Annotated in this window: 22 protein-coding genes; 12 read left to right on the forward strand and 10 right to left on the reverse strand. The window is 67.8% G+C overall.

Annotated elements, in window-relative coordinates:
- Positions 1-76 precede the first annotated feature (76 nt).
- Positions 77-817 carry a sulfurtransferase gene (locus ABD188_RS17325; RefSeq protein ID WP_344065207.1) on the reverse strand — a complete coding sequence of 247 codons (741 nt, stop codon included), beginning with the start codon at positions 815-817 and terminating at the stop codon, positions 77-79.
- Between the two features lie 89 nt (positions 818-906).
- Between ABD188_RS17325 and ABD188_RS17330 the strand changes: the two genes are divergently transcribed.
- From ABD188_RS17330 to ABD188_RS17355, 6 genes are all read left to right on the forward strand, one after another.
- Complete coding sequence (locus ABD188_RS17330) at positions 907-1482, forward strand: DUF2510 domain-containing protein (protein ID WP_344065210.1); 576 nt, start codon at positions 907-909, stop codon at positions 1480-1482.
- A 113-nt stretch (positions 1483-1595) separates the two neighbouring features.
- Positions 1596-2072: a peptide-methionine (R)-S-oxide reductase MsrB gene (gene msrB, locus ABD188_RS17335; protein ID WP_344065213.1), complete on the forward strand. Its 477-nt coding sequence runs from the start codon at positions 1596-1598 to the stop codon at positions 2070-2072.
- The gene (gene msrA / locus ABD188_RS17340; protein ID WP_344065216.1) at positions 2069-2623 is read left to right on the forward strand and encodes a peptide-methionine (S)-S-oxide reductase MsrA; all 555 of its coding nucleotides are present in this window, start codon (positions 2069-2071) and stop codon (positions 2621-2623) included. The genes msrB and msrA overlap by 4 nt, the downstream gene beginning before the upstream one ends.
- Before the next feature lie 100 nt (positions 2624-2723).
- A complete protein-coding gene (locus ABD188_RS17345) occupies positions 2724-3578 on the forward strand; it encodes a helix-turn-helix transcriptional regulator (protein WP_344065219.1) in 855 nt (284 codons plus the stop codon).
- Between the two features lie 10 nt (positions 3579-3588).
- Positions 3589-4383: an oxidoreductase gene (locus tag ABD188_RS17350; RefSeq protein ID WP_344065221.1), complete on the forward strand. Its 795-nt coding sequence runs from the start codon at positions 3589-3591 to the stop codon at positions 4381-4383.
- Between the two features lie 37 nt (positions 4384-4420).
- The gene (locus ABD188_RS17355) at positions 4421-5260 is read left to right on the forward strand and encodes an alpha/beta hydrolase (RefSeq protein WP_344065223.1); all 840 of its coding nucleotides are present in this window, start codon (positions 4421-4423) and stop codon (positions 5258-5260) included.
- 20 nt (positions 5261-5280) lie between these two features.
- Here ABD188_RS17355 and ABD188_RS17360 read toward each other — a convergent pair whose 3' ends face one another.
- The 4 genes from ABD188_RS17360 to ABD188_RS17375 form a co-directional block, all read right to left on the reverse strand.
- Positions 5281-6993, reverse strand: a complete 1713-nt coding sequence (locus ABD188_RS17360; protein WP_344065226.1) for an ABC1 kinase family protein — start codon at positions 6991-6993, stop codon at positions 5281-5283.
- 38 nt (positions 6994-7031) lie between these two features.
- The gene (locus ABD188_RS17365) at positions 7032-7601 is read right to left on the reverse strand and encodes a PadR family transcriptional regulator (protein WP_344065229.1); all 570 of its coding nucleotides are present in this window, start codon (positions 7599-7601) and stop codon (positions 7032-7034) included.
- Between the two features lie 133 nt (positions 7602-7734).
- Positions 7735-7953 (reverse strand): hypothetical protein, encoded by a 219-nt coding sequence (locus ABD188_RS17370; RefSeq protein WP_344065232.1) that lies wholly within the window; start codon positions 7951-7953, stop codon positions 7735-7737.
- A 344-nt stretch (positions 7954-8297) separates the two neighbouring features.
- Positions 8298-8903 carry a GyrI-like domain-containing protein gene (locus ABD188_RS17375; RefSeq protein ID WP_344065235.1) on the reverse strand — a complete coding sequence of 202 codons (606 nt, stop codon included), beginning with the start codon at positions 8901-8903 and terminating at the stop codon, positions 8298-8300.
- Positions 8904-9039: 136 nt separating this feature from the next.
- On the opposite strand from ABD188_RS17375, the gene ABD188_RS17380 reads away from it, so the two are divergent.
- From ABD188_RS17380 to ABD188_RS17395, 4 genes are all read left to right on the forward strand, one after another.
- Complete coding sequence (locus tag ABD188_RS17380; protein ID WP_344065237.1) at positions 9040-9708, forward strand: M23 family metallopeptidase; 669 nt, start codon at positions 9040-9042, stop codon at positions 9706-9708.
- Positions 9709-9786: 78 nt separating this feature from the next.
- Positions 9787-11361 (forward strand): Na+/H+ antiporter, encoded by a 1575-nt coding sequence (locus ABD188_RS17385; protein WP_344065240.1) that lies wholly within the window; start codon positions 9787-9789, stop codon positions 11359-11361.
- 108 nt (positions 11362-11469) lie between these two features.
- Entirely contained in the window at positions 11470-11943 is a 474-nt protein-coding gene (locus tag ABD188_RS17390; RefSeq protein ID WP_344065242.1) for an SRPBCC domain-containing protein, read from the forward strand.
- On the forward strand, positions 11940-12254 hold the full coding sequence (locus ABD188_RS17395) for an ArsR/SmtB family transcription factor (protein WP_344065245.1): 315 nt from the start codon (positions 11940-11942) through the stop codon (positions 12252-12254). Before ABD188_RS17390 ends, ABD188_RS17395 begins: the two co-directional genes overlap by 4 nt.
- 2 nt (positions 12255-12256) lie before the next feature.
- Here ABD188_RS17395 and ABD188_RS17400 read toward each other — a convergent pair whose 3' ends face one another.
- Positions 12257-13021 (reverse strand): hypothetical protein, encoded by a 765-nt coding sequence (locus ABD188_RS17400; protein WP_344065248.1) that lies wholly within the window; start codon positions 13019-13021, stop codon positions 12257-12259.
- A 48-nt stretch (positions 13022-13069) separates the two neighbouring features.
- The gene (locus ABD188_RS17405) at positions 13070-13720 is read right to left on the reverse strand and encodes a MerR family transcriptional regulator (protein WP_344065251.1); all 651 of its coding nucleotides are present in this window, start codon (positions 13718-13720) and stop codon (positions 13070-13072) included.
- A 70-nt stretch (positions 13721-13790) separates the two neighbouring features.
- Between ABD188_RS17405 and ABD188_RS17410 the strand changes: the two genes are divergently transcribed.
- Positions 13791-14282, forward strand: coding sequence for a DUF4188 domain-containing protein (locus ABD188_RS17410; RefSeq protein ID WP_344065253.1), 492 nt, complete (start codon positions 13791-13793; stop codon positions 14280-14282).
- Positions 14283-14311: 29 nt separating this feature from the next.
- Here ABD188_RS17410 and ABD188_RS17415 read toward each other — a convergent pair whose 3' ends face one another.
- Together ABD188_RS17415 and ABD188_RS17420 are read right to left on the reverse strand one after the other, a co-directional pair.
- On the reverse strand, positions 14312-14914 hold the full coding sequence (locus tag ABD188_RS17415; protein WP_344065256.1) for an NYN domain-containing protein: 603 nt from the start codon (positions 14912-14914) through the stop codon (positions 14312-14314).
- 22 nt (positions 14915-14936) lie between these two features.
- Entirely contained in the window at positions 14937-15857 is a 921-nt protein-coding gene (locus ABD188_RS17420) for an aminoglycoside phosphotransferase family protein (RefSeq protein ID WP_344067202.1), read from the reverse strand.
- Between the two features lie 86 nt (positions 15858-15943).
- Here ABD188_RS17420 and ABD188_RS17425 point away from each other — a divergent pair, with 86 nt between their 5' ends.
- Positions 15944-16309: a hypothetical protein gene (locus tag ABD188_RS17425; RefSeq protein ID WP_344065259.1), complete on the forward strand. Its 366-nt coding sequence runs from the start codon at positions 15944-15946 to the stop codon at positions 16307-16309.
- Positions 16310-16325: 16 nt separating this feature from the next.
- Here ABD188_RS17425 and ABD188_RS17430 read toward each other — a convergent pair whose 3' ends face one another.
- Positions 16326-17168 (reverse strand): serine protein kinase RIO, encoded by an 843-nt coding sequence (locus ABD188_RS17430; protein WP_344065262.1) that lies wholly within the window; start codon positions 17166-17168, stop codon positions 16326-16328.
- Positions 17169-17227 lie beyond the last annotated feature (59 nt).

The following is a 17227-nucleotide window of genomic DNA, read 5'->3' on the forward strand; positions in this document are numbered from 1 at the left end:
TTCGGATCGACCGGCACAAGCCATTCCAGCGAGCCCGATGTTGCGGGAGCGTATCCGAACGCTGGACGCGGCCGGATTACCGGCCGCGCTCGAGAGGCGTGAGGTCGGGCGAGAGCGCCTCGCGGTCATCGAACACGAAACACTGGCCGATGAAGTGGTCGCCGCCCACCCGCTCGAAATAGCCGAGGATGCCGCCGTCGAGCTGGAACGCCTCCACACCGAGATCGCCGAGGTAGAGCGCTGCCTTCTCACAGCGGATGCCGCCCGTGCAGAAGCTCACCACCGTCTTGTCGTCCAGCTGCGCGCGGCGGTCGGCCGCGGCATCCGGAAACTGGGTGAACCGCTCGATGCGCCAGTCGAGCGCCCCGTCGAAGGTGCCGTAGTCGACCTCCAACGCGTTGCGGGTGTCGATCAGCACGACCTCGCGCCCCGTGTCGTCGTGCCCCTGGTCGAGCCAGCGTCGCAGGGTCTCGGGCGCGACCGCAGGCGCTCGGACGGCATCCGGTCGGATCGTCGGGTGATCCATGCGGATGATCTCGCGCTTGACCTGGACGAGCATCTTGCGGAAAGGCTGTTCGTGCGACCAGCTCTCCTTCGTCGTGAGCCCGGCGAATCGAGGGTCGTCGCGCAGCTGCGCGACGAACTCGCGCACACCATCCGCATCGCCCGCGATGAACAGGTTGACGCCCTCCTCGGCGAGCAGGATCGTGCCCTTGAGGCCCGCAGCATCCGCCCGCGCCCGCAGGATCGTGCGCTGCTGGGCGCAATCGTCGATCGCCGTGAAGAGATAGGCGGAGACGTTGGGGACCCGAGGCACCGCTCCAGCGTACGGAGACATCCTGGGCGTTTCGTCTCGGGTCACACGAAGTCGGGCACTCGGTCGCCCGCGAGGCTTACTCTCGATGCATGGCGACGACGGCGGAGGCGGGCTGGTACGACGACGGCACCGGCAAGCAGCGCTGGTGGGACGGCTCGCGGTGGACGGAGCACTACGTCGACCTGGGTGAGCGTGACGTCGAACTGCACGTCGATCCCACTCCCCCGGTCAGCGTTCCGATCAGCCCCGGCTGGTACGACGACAGGCGCGGCCGGCAGCGCTGGTGGGACGGCAACGTGTGGACGAGCGCCTCCAAGTTCAGCGGCGAGGAGCAGACGTTCGCCGGGATCGTCGTCGACGGCCGGTGGATCCATTTCGGCGCGATGAGCGAGCCCATCGCGAACGCCCGGGCGTCGTTCGAGAGCGGAGCGGCGCTCATCAAACGCGGACGGCTCAGCAGTCCCGCCGTGGCACGCACCCTGTTCGGCCCGAGTCCCATCACCCCGCGTCTGCTGAAGCAGGCGCTTGACGCTCAGTCGACGTACCTTCTCGTCGAGGTGTCGGGCCAGGTCTGGCTGGCCATGGTCGCTTCGGGACGGGATGCCGAGGCTCAGCAGTTCGCGACCTGGATCAACAACGTCGCGGAGCACTACCGTTATCGCTGAGCCTGGAACTCACGGCTCGTTCCCAGCTTGCCGGGACCAAATCATGCCGGTCATCCGTTCTTCTCAATGACGCCGCAGCCAGCGCCGTCATACCCAGGAGGGAACACCACATCGTGACCACCGACTACCGCAAGACCCCCGAGGCGCTCCACGGCCTCACCGACACCCAGTACGCCGTCACGCAGAACGACAGCACCGAGCCGCCGTTCCGCAACGAGTACTGGAACAACCACGAGCCGGGCATCTACGTCGACGTGGTTTCAGGGCAGCCGCTGTTCTCGTCGACCGACAAGTACGACAGCGGAACTGGCTGGCCGAGCTTCACCAAGCCCATCGACGCCGACGCCGTCACCACCAAGACCGACTGGAAGCTCCTCATGCCACGCACCGAGGCGCGCTCGTCGGGGGCTGACAGCCATCTGGGCCACGTCTTCAAGGACGGCCCGCGCCACGCCGGAGGCCTGAGATACTGCATGAACTCGGCCGCTCTGCGGTTCGTCCCCGTCGCCGAGCTCGACGAGCAGGGCTACGGCGAGTACCGCCGCCTGTTCGCCACCACTGACACCACCACCGAGGAGCACGCATCATGACCAGCGGACCTGCCGACACCGGCACCATCACCCAGACACCCGGCGCCGAGACCGCCGTTCTCGCAGGCGGCTGTTTCTGGGGCATGGAGGACCTCATCCGTCGCCAGCCCGGTGTGCTGGCCACCCGAGTCGGCTACACCGGCGGCAAGAACGATCACGCGACCTACCGTCGTCACCCCGGGCATGCCGAGGCCGTGGAGATCGTCTTCGATCCCGCGAAGACGTCGTACCGCGACATCCTGGCGTTCTTCTTCCAGATCCACGATCCCTCGACCCGGGATCGCCAGGGCAATGACATCGGCTCGAGCTACCGTTCAGCGATCTTCCCGCTCACGCCGGAGCAGGAGCGGGTCGCCCGCGACACGATCGCCGACGTGGATGCCTCTGGACTCTGGCCCGGCGAGGCCGTCACCACGATCGAGCCCAGCGGCCCGTTCTGGGAGGCCGAGCCCGAGCACCAGGACTACCTCATCAAGTATCCGAACGGGTACACGTGCCACTTCCCGCGCGCGGGTTGGGTGCTGCCCAAGCGGAGCGACGCCACGGTCTGACGCTCGCTCCACGCGAGAGCAGACAGCGGATGCCGCGGCCCGGTCGGGGTCGCGGCATCCATCACTCCTCAGGACACGTGATCGCTCGCTACACTGCGGTGTGACCGCTCCCAGCCGGCTGGCCGAGTACCTCAAAGCGCGCCGCGAGCGCCTGCGTCCCGAAGATGTCGGGCTGACCGCCGGAGAGGGAACGAGACGTGTCGCCGGGCTCCGCCGTGAGGAGGTTGCCATCCTCGCCGGCGTGAGCACCGACTATTACCTGCGCATCGAGCAGGGTCGTGACACGAACCCCTCAGACCAGGTGCTCGATGCGCTGGCGCGCGCGCTGAAGCTCGACCCCATCGCCACCGACTATCTGCACTCGCTCGCGAGACCCTCCAGCGGGACGGACACGATCGACAAAGACGATGTGGTGCACGAGAGCGTCCGTTGGCTGATCGATTCCTGGCCTCTTACGGCGGCTGTCATCCACAACCGGTACATCGACGTGCTCGCGTCGAATGCGCTCGCCCGAGCGTTGAATCCCAATTATCGAGACGGCGTGAACAGCGTGGTCTCACTGTTCGTCGATGCGTCGGAGCGCGATTTCCACACCGATTGGGAGGGCTTGGCGGCGCGGTCCGTCGCTCTGCTGCGCAAGATGGCCGACACACGCACGGGAGACGACCGGCTGAACACCCTCGTCGCGGAAGGCTCGGCCGGCAGTCCCCTGTTCCGCCAATTCTGGGATCGCCAGGATGTCCTGCAGGTCGGAGACGGCGTGCATCTGCTGCGGCATCCGCTCGTGGGCGACCTCACTCTCTCATTCGTGCGTCTTCCCCTCATCGGCACCGGCGGGCAGTCGATGTTCCTCTACTCCGCTGAGCCGGGCACGCCCAGCGCGGCGGCGCTGCAGCGGCTGACCGAGCCAGGGTGGGACCAGCGGGACCAGGCAGGAGCGTCGAACGAGGTCTAGCGTCACGACTATGGACCTCCATCTGGCCGGGAAAGTGGCGGTCGTCACCGGCGCGAGCAAGGGAATCGGCCTCGCGATCACGCGCGCGCTCGTCGCTGAGGGCGCCAAAGTCATCGCCGGTGCTCGGTCGATCACCGACGAACTCGTCGCCTTCTCGGACACCGGCCAGGTTCTCGCCGTGGCGATAGACCTCTCCGACCCGGATGCGCCTGCGGAGCTCGTGTCTCGGGCCTCGCACTTCGGAGGGCTGGACATCGTCGTCAACAACGTCGGCGCGGTCACCCCTCGCACCGCAGGGTTCCTCGAGGTCAGCGACGACGACTGGCACGCCACCTTCAACCTGACCCTGATGGCCGCGGTGCGCACCACGCGGGCTGCCATTCCGCTGCTCATCGGACGAGGCGGCGGCAACGTCGTGACGATCTGCTCGGTCAACGCCTACCTCCCCGACCCGGGGGTCGTCGACTACGCGGCGACGAAAGCGGCCGTCTGGAACCTCTCGAAATCGCTGTCGAAGGAGTTCGGCGCGCAGGGTCTCCGGTTCAACACGATCAGTCCAGGACCGGTGTCGACGCCTCTCTGGCTCGGCGAGAACGGCGTCGCCGCCACGGTGGCCAAGAGCATGGGCGTCTCGTTCGACGAGGCCCGGCGCCGCATCATCGAAGGCGGCGGCGGCTTCTCGACCGGGCGCTTCACCGAACCCGAAGAGGTCGCCGATCTGGTGCTGCTGCTCGCCAGCGATCGGGCAGGCAACGTGACCGGCGCCGACTTCCTGATCGACGGCGGCCTCACCAAAGAGCTGTGACCCGCAGCTCCCCCACCCCACGAGAAAGAGCCGCACCATGCCGAAAACCCCCGTCGTCTTCATCCACGGTCTCTGGATCCACTCGTCCGCCTGGGCGCCCTGGGTCGAGCTGTTCGCCGAGAACGGCTACGAGCCGAGCGCGCCCGGGTGGCCCGGCGACGCCGACACCGTCGCCGCGACCCGGCTCGCGGCCGCCGACCTCGACAACGTCGGGATCGAGCAGATCTGCCACCACTACGCCGATTACATCGAGACGCTCGATACCAAGCCGATCGTCGTCGGCCACTCGTTCGGCGGCCTCATCGCGCAGGAACTGCTCGCCCACAACCTGGTGACCGCGGCCGTCGCCATCGATCCCGCACCGATCAAGGGCGTGAAGACTCTGCCGTTCTCGCAGCTGCGCTCGGGCTTTCCCGTCCTCGGCAACCCTGCGAACAAGAAGCGCACCGTCTCGCTGACGGCGAAGCAGTTCCGTTACAGCTTCGGCAACACCCTCAGCGAAGAGGAATCGGATGCGCTCTTCGAGGCGTGGACGATCCCCGGTCCGGGCAGGCCTCTGTTCGAGGATGCAACGGCGAACTTCTCGCGCAACTCGGCCGCCAAGGTCGACACCCATCAAGCCGTGCGAGGACCCCTGCTGCTCACCTCGGGCAGCGAGGATCACACCGTGCCCAAGGCCGTCACGCTCGAAGTCTTCAAGATGTACGAAGACAGCCCCGGCTCGATCACCGAATACCACGAGTTCGAGGGACGCGGACACTCGCTGACGATCGACGCGGGCTGGCGGGATGTTGCGGATGTCGCACTCGCCTGGCTCGCGGCGAAGAACCTCGATGCGCCGGCGCCTGCGGCGGCGCCGGCGGATCAGCCGGGGTAGCGCCCCGCCGAATCGGCCGGTCAGACCCGCGGCCTCCGCGGCCCACCTGGGCCGAACGCGCCGGCGAACAGAGCATGCAGGAGCGCCGGAACCGACGCGACCTTGAGGGCCGTTCCGAGATTGCGAGCCTCAGGGCGGGCCGCCATTCCGCCGATGAGGAGGCCGGCGAACAGAACCGCCGACACCAGACGCCTGCCCGTTCGCTCCAGCCGTCGCATCCGCTCGTCGACTCCCGGGACCTCGACCGCGAGCTTTCCCGTCTCGAGGCGCGTGGTCAGCTCGTCGAGCCGTCCTGGCAGTCGTGCGTAGACGCCGGCGACCGACACCGCCTGCTTCGCGAGGGCCTGGACGGCGTTGCCGCCCTGCTCGCGCAGCAGCTGGCCGGCGTAGGGCTCGACGGCGCTCCACATGTTGAAGTTCGGGTCGAGCGCGCTGCACATGCCCGAGGTGAGCGACATCGCGCGGATGATCAGCAGGAAGTTCTCGGGCAGCTGGAACGGCAGCGCACGCACGACGTCGCCGAACTCCGTCGCGAAGGCGCGCAGTTCGCGAGGGTCCACCTGCTGCAGCTCCGAGAGGCCCATTCCGCCGAACCGGGCGAACAGCTGCGTCATCGCGCGCTCGAGCTCAGCCGTGTCAGCCGAGGGCAGCAGGACGCCGACGTCGTGGATGCTGTCGACGAGGCCTTTGCCGTCGCGGGACGCGACCGCGATCAGGAGTCGTTGCAGGCCGCCGCGCAGACTGTCCGTGACCTCGCCCATCATGCCGAAGTCGATGAAGGTCAGGGTCCAGGCGCGGCCGGCATCCACAGCCCGCTGTCCATCGACCGGTGTGACGAAGATGTTGCCGGGGTGCGGATCGGCGTGGAAGTAGCCGTGCGAGAACAGCTGATCGAACATCACGGCGGCGAACTCGGACGCGACTGCCGACGGGTCGATGCCGGCTGCTCGCAGGCCGTCGATGTCGTTGATCTTGATCGCCGTGACGTCGGCCAGGGTGAGCACCCGCCGAGTGGTTCTCTCCCACACCACCTTGGGGGCATCGACCCGGAGATCGCCTGCGAAGTTCTCGGCGAACCGCTCGGCGTTCGCGGCCTCGTGGATGTAGTCGATCTCCTCGAGACTGACGTGCGCGAACTCCTCGACGAGCGATGGCAGATCGACATGGTCGGACACGATTCGGACTCGGCTCAGCCACCCGGCGACCCGCCGCAGGGCCGCGAGATCGACGTTGACGATGGCGTCGATGCCCGGTCGCTGGATCTTCACGACACCGTCGTCGAGCCCGGTGTCGGCGGCATCCACGGCCGACAGGCGAACCCTGTGCGCCTGTCCGAGGGATGCCGCCGCCAAAGGATTGGGATCGATCGACGCGAACGCCCGCTCGAGCGGCATCCCGAGCTCTGCCTCCGCGGCGCGGCGAATGGACTCGAACGGAACCGCAGGCACCTCGTCCTGCAGCCCCTCGAGCTCACGGGTGATCTCTGGCGGTAGGACGTCCAGGCGCGAAGACATGAACTGGCCGACCTTGATCATGAGACCGCCGAGGTCGACCGCGAGCACGTGGAATCGCTTCGCGATGTGCTCGAGCCGGGCCGCACGCCCCCGTGCCGAGATGCGCGCGAGTCCGATTCGAGGCAGGAACAGCTCGAACCACCACGCTTGAGCGATATACCGGGCTGCGAAGCGCAGAATCCGTCGGTAACGGGCGCGTGTGTCTGCGACGTCGGGCATCGAGTCTCCTGGACGCCGACGTTCCGACGGCACCCGGGTCAGTCCTGAGCGAGGATCGAGTAGAGCTTACGACGTGCCTCATCCAGCACGGCGACAGCCTGCTTGACCTGCTCCGACGTCCCTGAGCGACCCACCTGCGCGGCCGCCTGAGCGAGGTCGATGCCAGCCTTCGGAAGTGCGGTCAGTCCGGCCGAGTCTCGGGTGCTGGATGCCTCCCACGGTGCGGGACCCGCGCCATCCGCTTCCTGCTGACCCGCTTCGGTCAAAGAGTAGGTCTTGCGACCGTTCGACTCCTCGGCGCTGACGAGCCCCTCGTCGACGAGCAGCTGCAGGGTCGGGTACACCGAGCCCGGGCTGGGCTTCCAGGTGCCGCCGCTGCGCTCCTCGATCTCGCGGATGATCTGGTAGCCATGCATCGGCTGCTCCGCTAGCAGCGCGAGAACGGCTGCTCGCACGTCGCCGCGACCCATCCGCGGGCCCCCGACGCGCTGCTCGAACATCGAGCGCAATCCGTCCATCGCCTCGAAGAGTCCGCCGGTCGGCCAACCCGCGCCGCCCTGACCGTGAGTGCGACCTCCGAAACGGTCGCTGTCGTACGTGCTGCCCATGATGACCTCCTCGACATGTGGGGCCGGTTCGGCCTCAACGATATATAACGATATATCGCTGAGACGTGTCAACGGCCGGTTCCCAGGGACTTCGGAGGCGGGTCTGCGAGCGCGGGTTCAGCACCCGGTGCAGTCACTCTTCGGGCGAAGTGGGCGACTCCGGGTCGGCCGGCGCGTAGAGCCAGTCGATGCGCAGACCGATCGCCTCGGTGAGCGACTCGACGGCATCAGCCAGTTCATTGAGTTCTCGCTCGTCCAGCTGCGGCAGGGACTCGGCGATCCGGGCGACGAGTGCGATCGGCTGCACGTCTTCCGGCTGCGAGCGAGCGAGATCCGGATCCGAGGGCGTCACGGAACCATTGTCCGACGCGGGCCTCGCTGACGCCAGGGAGTTCGTCGCGACAACGATCCCGGTGCGCTCCGTCGAGGTGACGGAACTCCGCCCACAGGTCGCTCCACGGCTCGATCGGGTCGGTGCAGACGACGATCGGCAACGCGTTGACGCCGAGCAGCGCGCCGATCGTCACGCGACGACGGGTGCAGCATCCGGAAGTAGAGCTCATCACGGTGGTACCCGTACACCGGCGACAGCACTGCGAGTACCACGACGAGGCCGATGGTCGCCCCGATCACGTGACCGACCGCGAACGCATGCCGCACCACGGGTCACCGGGTCTCGTGGGCGATCATGTCGGGTCAGCCCGCCGCGTCGGCGACCGGCTGCCGCAGGATCGTTCGCAGCTTGGACGGATCGGTGCGGCGGATGTCGCTCAGGTAGATCTCGTGGTGCTTGCCCGTCATCCGCAGCCCCTGCCCCGGGATGTAGACGTGGTGCATCTCGTCGAGGACCGGACCCTCGTCGTCGAAGCGGCCCAGATGCAGCGTCTGAGCACACCGCCCCTCGTCATATGTATCAAGACGCAGACTGTCGGGCATGCGCGCACCGGCGTCGGACCGTACGCGCTCGAACTGCTCGTTCGTGATCCACTCCGGGACGAGGTTCAGGGCGGTCCAGTGCCAGTGCGACTTGTCGCGGGCGGTCGTGAAACTGGCCATGTCACCCGACCACCAGAGTGCTTCGAGCGGCATGACCACGTAGTCGCGGTCAAGCTCGCGCTTGCTCAGGAACTTGAGACGATACGCCACCGTGAAGATCGTCGAGACGGCGTCACCGTACAGCTGCTCGTTGGGATCACCGTGCCCGTCGATCATCAGAAACCGCAGCGGCGGAATGTCGATCACCTCGAAGACCCCGGCGCGTGCGCGATATCCGGGGGTCTCCTTCTTGAAGTCGGCCTTCATCCACTCGGCTCCTACTCGATCCTCGCGAGGGCCGCGGTGCTGCTCCGGATGCCGCCACTCATGCGTTCACCGTAGTCACTCCCGCCGACGCCGCAGTCGCACCCCACGATCGAGCGATTCGGGGTAGCGTGCGGGCATGCCGGAACCGGTGGGCGAGCAGCGCACGACGGATGCCGTCATCCTGCGCTTTCCGTTCCACGGCCGGTGGCTGGCGCGCAACAGTCCGGCCGATCGAGTGCCGAGCCACGGGACAGCCCTGTTCGGCACGACGTACGCGATCGACTTCGTGGCTGTCGACGAGCGCGGCCGGACGGCGCCTCGCGGTTGGCGCAGCGCCGTCGCCACGGAGCCGCCAGAGCGTTTCTTCGCCTTCGGGAGCCCGCTGCTCGCTCCCACGGCCGGCGAAGTCGTGCTCGCCCACGACGGCGAGACCGACCACGCAGCGCGGCGGTCGGTGCTCGCGCTCGTCCCCTACCTGCTGGGTCAGGCGAGCCGCGTCCGGGAGGGAGCTGCAGGCGTCGCCGGCAACCATGTCGTCCTCTCGCTCGGCGCCGGCGGGCCCTTCGTGCTGCTCGCGCACCTGCGGCGTGGATCGCTCGTCGTGCGAGTCGGAGACCGTGTGGCGCTCGGGGATCAGGTCGGCGAGTGCGGCAACTCGGGCAACAGCACGCAGCCGCACGTCCACGTCCAGGCGACCGACTCGACGGACTGGCCTACCGCGCGAGGTCTGCCCATCGCTTTCGTGGACGACGAGACCCGCGACCCGTGGGTGCCGCGGAACGGCCGCCCGTTCTACGCGACCTGAGCCGCCCCCACCGCACGGACGCACGGCACGGGCAGCTCTCGCTCGCGCGCGGCGGCATCCGCCACTACCTTCGTTGCCATGGCCGGCCTCGAGATCGCTGTCATCCTCGGGTTCGCCGTGCTCGCGGGCGGACTCGCCTGTCGATATCTGCGGGTGCCCGCACCTTGGGCATGGCTCGCCATCGGCACGGGCCTCAGCTTCCTGCCCGGACTGCACGAGGTGAGCCTGCCGCCCGACGTGGTGCTCTTCCTGTTCCTTCCGGCGCTGCTGTATTGGGAGGCACTGAACACGTCGCTGCAGCTGTTCCGCTACGACCTGCGCGTCATCCTGCTGCTCAGCGTGGGCCTCGTCTTCGCCACCGCCGCCGCGATCACGGGAATCGGGAGCCTTCTCGGGCTGGCGGTGCCGGTCGCACTCGTCCTCGGCGCCGTCCTGTCGCCGACGGACGCGACCGCGGTCTCCGCGATGGCGCCCCGCCTCCCCCGTCGCATCGACACGATGCTCCGCGGCGAGAGCCTCGTCAACGACGGCAGCGCGCTCGCGCTGTACTCCGTCGCCGTCGCGGCTGTCGTCGCCGGCCGCGATCCGTCGATCGGCGAGATCTCACTCCGTTTCCTCTGGTCGGTGGTCGGAGGCATTCTCGCCGGACTCGTCGCCGGCTACCTCCTCTACCTGCTGCGGCGCATCGCACAGCAGCCTTCTCTTGCCGGCACGATCTCGGTGCTGAGCCCCTTCGCGCTGTATCTTCCAGCCGAGATGATCCACGGCTCGGGCGTCGTCGCCGTGGTGACGGGAGGGCTGCTGCTCGGCCGCCTCATGCCGCGAACGGTTTCGGCACAGTCGCGCACGCTGGGCTTCGACTTCTGGCGCGTCGCGACCTACGTCATCAACGGCACGCTCTTCGTGCTGATCGGCCTTCAAGCGCGGTCCGTGGTGGAGCTGTTCTCGGAGGATGGCTGGCTCAGTGTGCTCCTCATCGGCATCATCTGCGCCGTCACGATCTTTGCGGTACGACTGGGCTGGGTCGCGCTGATGGCTCCCGTCATCCGCCTCATCGATCGTCGGCCGTCGCAGCGCGAGCGGCGCGTCGCGTTCCGCACCCGACTGGTGCTGGTGTGGGGCGGATTCCGCGGTGCGATCTCACTCGCCGCCGCGCTCGCCGTGCCCCTGGCCACGGCGACCGGCGAGCCGTTCCCGGGGCGCGAGACGCTCATCGCCGCGACGTTCATCGTCATCGTCATCCTGCTGGTCGGCCAGGGTGCGACCATGAACCTCGTGATCCGCGCTGCGCGCATCCCCCCGGAACACGACGACCTCGACGAGCGCCGGTTCGCCACGGTCGAGGCCATCCAGACGGCGCTCGAGCACCTCGACGAGGATGCGACCGAGGAGGACGCTCCGGATGACGCGAGATCCGAAGTGCGAGGCCGACTCGAACAGGATCTCTCGCACGCGCGCGAAGCCATCGAGCACGACGTCAGCGGACCAGAGGATGACGTCATCCGGCGTCTGCTGCTGCGGACCGTCGCCCGCAAGCGCGAAGCGGTCGACCGTCTTCGACGAGACCAGCGGATCGACGACGGTGTGTTCCTCGACGTGCAGCGCGAGATCGACCACGAGGAGCTGCGGCTGCGCGACAACCCCGATGAGTAGCCACCGAGCTCGCGTAAGTGCAACTTTTGGGTTGCACACCAATCCACGTTATGCAACTATGGAGTTGCAGTTCACACAATGTCGATGAGGAGAAGCATCATCATGAGCATGACAACCAACGAAGCATCCGTGGTCGATGAGGGCCGGTTCAGCGTGCGGCGAACGATTCGCATCGCCGCGCCCGTCGAGAAGGTCTGGTCCGCGGTGACCGAACCCGAGCACATCTCGCTCTGGTTCGGAACGGCGGTCTTCGACGGCGCCGGCGTCGGCGCGAGCGGAACCCTTACATTCCCTGATTACGGGGCCGTGCCGCTGCGCATCGAGGCGATCGAGGCGCCGCGGATGGTGTCGTACCGCTGGGGCAATGATGACGCGCTGGGCGAACTCGCCACTGAGGTCGACCCCGAGCACTCGACGGTCTTCACCTTCACGCTCGAATCCGTCCCCGACGGCACGCAGCTGACGGTCGTCGAGACGGGGTTCGAGACCACCTCGGATCCGGCGGCGAATCTGGAGAGCCACCGCGAGGGGTGGGATTCCGAGCTCGACAAGCTCGTCGCCCTGCTCGAGAGCGACTCGTGACGGACACCCTGGTCCCGGTGTTCGCGGCGCTCGGCGACGAGACCCGGTGGAGCATCCTTGCGGCACTCGGCGAGGGCGACGCTTCGGCGTCCGCCCTCGCCGGGCGCCTGCCCGTGAGCCGCCAGGCCATCGCGAAGCATCTCGCGGTGCTGCAGGAGGTCGGCCTCGTCGAGCCCGTCCGCGTCGGGCGCGAAGTGCAGTACCGCGTGCTCGGATCGCAGCTCACCGCGACCGCGCATCGTCTCGACGCCCTCGGCACCGAATGGGACCGCCGCCTCGCCGCCATCAAGCGGATCGCGGAGGGGCTCTAGCCTCAGAACATCCACTCCTCGAAGCCCGCGCCGCCGCCCGTCGGCGGATCGGCGATCACGGGCGGAGGGTTCTGCCGGCGACGCACCGGACCCAGCGCGCCGGCGATGGCCCGTCCCGATATCCCCGTCACTCCGCCGCGGAGCCGGGTGAACTCAGCGGCCTTCGGCCCTGTCGGGACGTCGTGCGGGAGAGCGCCCGCGGCCATGATCCAGCTGGGCAGTCCGAGCAGCCGCAGCACGGTTCGGAGGCGGTCGGACTCGTACACGCTGTCAGGGTCGAGCACTTCCTCGAGCAGCTCTGTCAGCTGATCCTCGGCATCCGCTCGGTCGAACATCTCGGCCAGCGACTCCGCGAGCTCGGCGCCGAACGGCTGGTCGAGAACGTCCTTGTCCGCGCCCGGCTCGCGCGACGGATCGCTGCAGTAGCGCCCGACTTCGTCGCCCGCCCGCCAGGCGACGATTCCGAGCTGCCGGTCGCTGCGCACTCGTACGGCGAGCACCGGACGTTCGCGGTGCTCCGCAAGCAGTCCCGCAACCTCGATCACGCCGCGACGGCCGTCGGCGACGACACCGTCACCGGGATCGCCGAGCACGACGACCCAGCCGTCTCGCGGAGGCCCGATCCATCCAGAGAAGCGGATGCCGCGCAGCACCTCGAGCAGCTCCACCTCTTTCACATCCGCCTCTGCGAGGATCACCGCCCCGTACGAGTGTCCTTCGACCGCGTCCCCGTCGGACGAGGAGCCGGTCGGCAGCGCCATGTACATGGCTCGATCATCCCGCAGGCGGGGCCGTCATGGGACGGGATGACGGGATCACTCAGCGACGCCGGCCGCCGCGGCCGAGCCGGGAGACATCCCGGCGACCCCGAACCGCTCGGCGGATGCGACCTGCTCTGCGACCCGTCGAAGCGCGAGGATGAGCGGCTCGACGAGCACCGAGCCGAGGACGACGTACCGCACCGCAGCATCCGCCGACTCGGTCGGAATGCCCTCGATCTCGGCCCGGGCGATCCGGGCGACAGCGTGGAGATACGCCGTCATCACGTCATCGGGCACGCTGAAGTCGGCGCGCTCGAGACTCTGCAGCGCGCGGGCGACGCCGGCGACCACATCCGGATCGCACAGGCCCGGCTGCCAGCCGAGCCGTGTGACGAGCAGCTCAGCAGCGGCGATGTCGAGGTCCTCCGCGAAGTGCGGCGTCACAGCCGCGTGCGCAGCGCCGAGCAGATCGTGCGGGCTCTGCGGCGGATCGTCCAGCGAGCGGATGACCTTTCGCGTCTCGGCGATGCTGACCCCCGAGTCGATCAGCGCACGGATGACGCGGAGTCGGTGAACGTGATCGTCGCCGTACTCCGCCTGCGTGGGCGACGTTCGCACGCCCTCGAAGAGCAGCCCCTCACGCAGGTAGTACTTGATGGTCGGCACCGAGACCCCCGTCACCGCTGACAGCCCTGAGATCCGCATCCCGCCTCCTCTTGACATGGATAGTACCGCTATCCATAATAGATAGCAGAGCTATCCAGAAGGAGTCGCGATGAGCAAGGTGAACGTCGGACGCAGAACCCATCGATATGAAGGTGAGCTGGTCGTGTTCCACATCGGGATGCAGATCAATCGCATCTGGCGACCCGACCTCTGGCTGCCGGTCTTCATGGCCATGCCGCGGATGCTGCGCGAACTGAGCGTGGACCCGGACTCGGGGCTGCTCGGCTACTCCCTGCTGTTCGGACGCGGTGGCCCTTACGTCGTGCAGTACTGGTCATCGGCCGCGAAGCTCTACGCTTATGCCGCGGAGCCCTCGCAGGAGCATCGGCCGGCCTGGACGACCTTCAACAGGATGGCGCGCAAGGCGCCGGGAGCGGTCGGAATCTGGCACGAGACCTTCATCGTCGAGCGGGCCGAGAGCATATACGGATCGACCGTTCCGATGGGTCTCGCAGGAGCGACCGAGGTCGTGCCGATCGAAAGCCGGCACGATCGCGCGCAGACCCGCATGGCCGACGGCCGCACGGGTGTGGCGGCGTAAAGTGCTGCCGGTCCCGGGCGGCGACGCTGTCAGTCGAGGAAGCTCGCCGGGTCGAACTCCTCGATCGGGATGACCCGGATACGCGGAAGCGGTGCATCGAAGACGCGCGCGTCGTACTCGAGGTCGAACTTCTCGACTCCCGCCAGGGTCGAGAATCCGATGTTCCGGAACTCGGTGAATCCGGCGACCCCGACGCGGCGGTCTGCTGCGACGAGGGATGCGACATCCTCGAGGAAATCACCGTCGTGACTGACGAGCATGACGTCGGCATCGCGCTCGACGAGCGCTCGGAGGGTGCGCTGGATGGCGATGTCGACGATCTTCTGGTCGGGTGATCCTGCCAGCGGCACGACGACGAAGTCCATCGCCTTGAGCGCTTGGACGAAGGCCGTGGGGATGCCCGTGGAGGCGTTCAGGAAGAACACCCCGCGCGCATATTGACCCCACGCGCGCTGCGTGAACGCGATGAGGCGATCCCAGCGAGGCCGCTCATCGGGTTGCGGACGCCTGCCCAGGATCTGGGAACCGAGCGTCGCGTCGATGTTCTCGCCATCGACGAGCACCCATGTCATGCGTTCGTCGTTGTCGTCCACGAGCTGACCTGCTTCCATGGTGCCGCGTCGCGCGGTCATGCCGATCCTATGGCGCGGGCAGTCAGCAGCCGCGCGCGGATGCGAGGATCTCGGCATCCGTCGTGAGCCGCGTCACCGTGCTGAGGCCGAGCCTGCTCGCCACTGGATTGGATTCGCGGTAGTACCAGCCGAGCCCCATCGCCTGCGCGAACGCCCACGCCGCGCCGCGCGCCCACTCCAGGTCGTCGACGCCGAGCTGGGTGCGAAGGACGTGCCGCGCGGCGGCGTCGAGCAGATGCCACGCGCACACGAGTTCGAGGGCGGGGTCGGCCGGACCGAAGCCGCCGCCGTCGAGCACACCGCTCAGGCGTCCCTCACGCACGAGGACGTTAGCGGGTATCAGGTCGCCGTGACACATGACGTCCGCTCCGTCGCGAGGCAGCTCGCGAAGGCCCGCCCACAGCGCGGTCAGGGCCTCGGGGTCGAAGAGGTCCGCGCTCTCGCGGATACAGGTCGCCATCCACTCATCCTGACTGCGAAGGTCGCCGCCACGGCCCGCTCCGCCTCGCTCGAAGGTGCGGCCGCGCGTATCCGCCGCGCGGAGAGACCGGATCAGCATGGCGAGATCACCCGCGAACGAGGTGGAGGCAGCCACACCATCGGACGTCGCGATATCGCCATCCACCCACGTCTGCACCGTCCACGGCAGCGGATACCCCTCGCCCGGCCGTCCGAACGCCACATGACGAGGAGCGGCGAAGGGGATGCAGTCGGCGAACTCGTCGAGGGCGGATGCCTCCTGCCGCAGCCATGCTGCCGCGTGTAGCGGATCACGCGCATTGATGGGGAAACGGGCGGTCAGCGCCGAGCCGATCCGGAAGATCGCGTTCACAGTCCCGCTGCCGTGGAGACGGATGATCGACTCGGCGCTCCACTCGGGAAACTGCTCGACGACCAGGCGGCGAGCGGTCGCGTCGTCCAGGTCGACTTGGTCGTCGTGCATTCTCACGTGACGACTCTAAGCGCCGTGTGAAACGCTGCAGGTCTCGCGCATCCGCACGGGTCGACGCTCCCACTAGAGTCATGCGCATGGCACCTCAACGGCAGACGGAAGAATTGCGCGGCGGCGTCTTGAGCGGTGGCGGCAGCCCTGGACTCTGGGGCGCCCTGATCGGACTGATCGTGTTCGTATTCATCGCCGTGCCGCTGTCGGCAGCCGTGAGCTATGCGACGCACCCGAACTCGCAGCAGCTGTTCGGCGGACGCCTGTCGGAGGCGACCACCGGCGGCTACGTCGCCTTCTGGTGGATTGTCGCGATCATGCTGTTCGCTCTCCCGTTCCTCGTCGGATTCGCGGTCGCGAAGATGTCGGTCAAAACGATCGTCATCATCGCAGCCGTCGTCATCCTCTTCGTCATCGCAGTCGTCATCCTGGGGCAGCTCTTCGTCTTCTGAGCGACGGCACCGCGCCTCACCAGAGTTGGGCGACGAGCTCGGCGAAGAGGTCTTCCGGTGCGGTTTCGAGCCCGCGACGCGAAAACCACGTGCAGACGTTCGCCACGTCTCGATGCAGGAAGTCCAGACCTGCCGGGTTCGCCGCGAGGTCGACGATCTGCGGCAGGTCGATCACGACCACACGTCCCTGATGCACGAGCAGGTTGTACGCGGAGAGATCTCCGTGCGCGAATCCAGCCCGTGCGAACCCCGTCAGGATCGACACCACCTGTGCGAAGAGCTCGGTGAGCTCCGCTCCGCGAACACGCGTCTGCGCCAGGCGAGGTGCGGCCGTGCGACCTTTCCCGATGAACTGCATGAGCAGCTCGGTGCCGCTGATCTGCACCGGGTACGGAACGGGGATGCCGGCATCCCACGCCCTGCAGAGCGCCCCGAACTCGTTGAGCGCCCAATGCCCGGCGGCGACCGCGCGGCCGTGCGAGGACTTGCGCTCGATCGCTCGCGCATCGCGGGAGTTGCGCAGCCGGCGCCCCTCCTCGTACTGCCCGGACCGATGGAAGTCCGAGTGCGCTGTGTCCCGGTAGCGCTTGGCGGCGAGGATGCACCCGGCCGATCCGGGGATCGCGCGTTCGATGAGGAAGACGTCCGCTTCCTTGCCGGTCTTGACGATGCCGAGCTCGGTGTCGAAGGCAGCCGCCGCGGTCACGAGCCAGTCGGGATGCGGACGCGGCCCGCGCTCTGACGGCGTGGTTGCCGGCCAGGTGGACCAGCGCTGATCGGCTTCCGGCTCGTCGAGGTCAGCGACCTCGAACGCGGAACCGGCGGTGAAATAGGGGTGATCGGAACGATCGAAAGCCATGCGGGTGAACTCCAGGATAGGAGGCCACCAGGCAGTCAGCCGGTAGAGGTGACCTCGAA

Source organism: Microbacterium pumilum, from assembly GCF_039530225.1.
Taxonomy (GTDB): Bacteria; Actinomycetota; Actinomycetes; order Actinomycetales; family Microbacteriaceae; genus Microbacterium; species Microbacterium pumilum.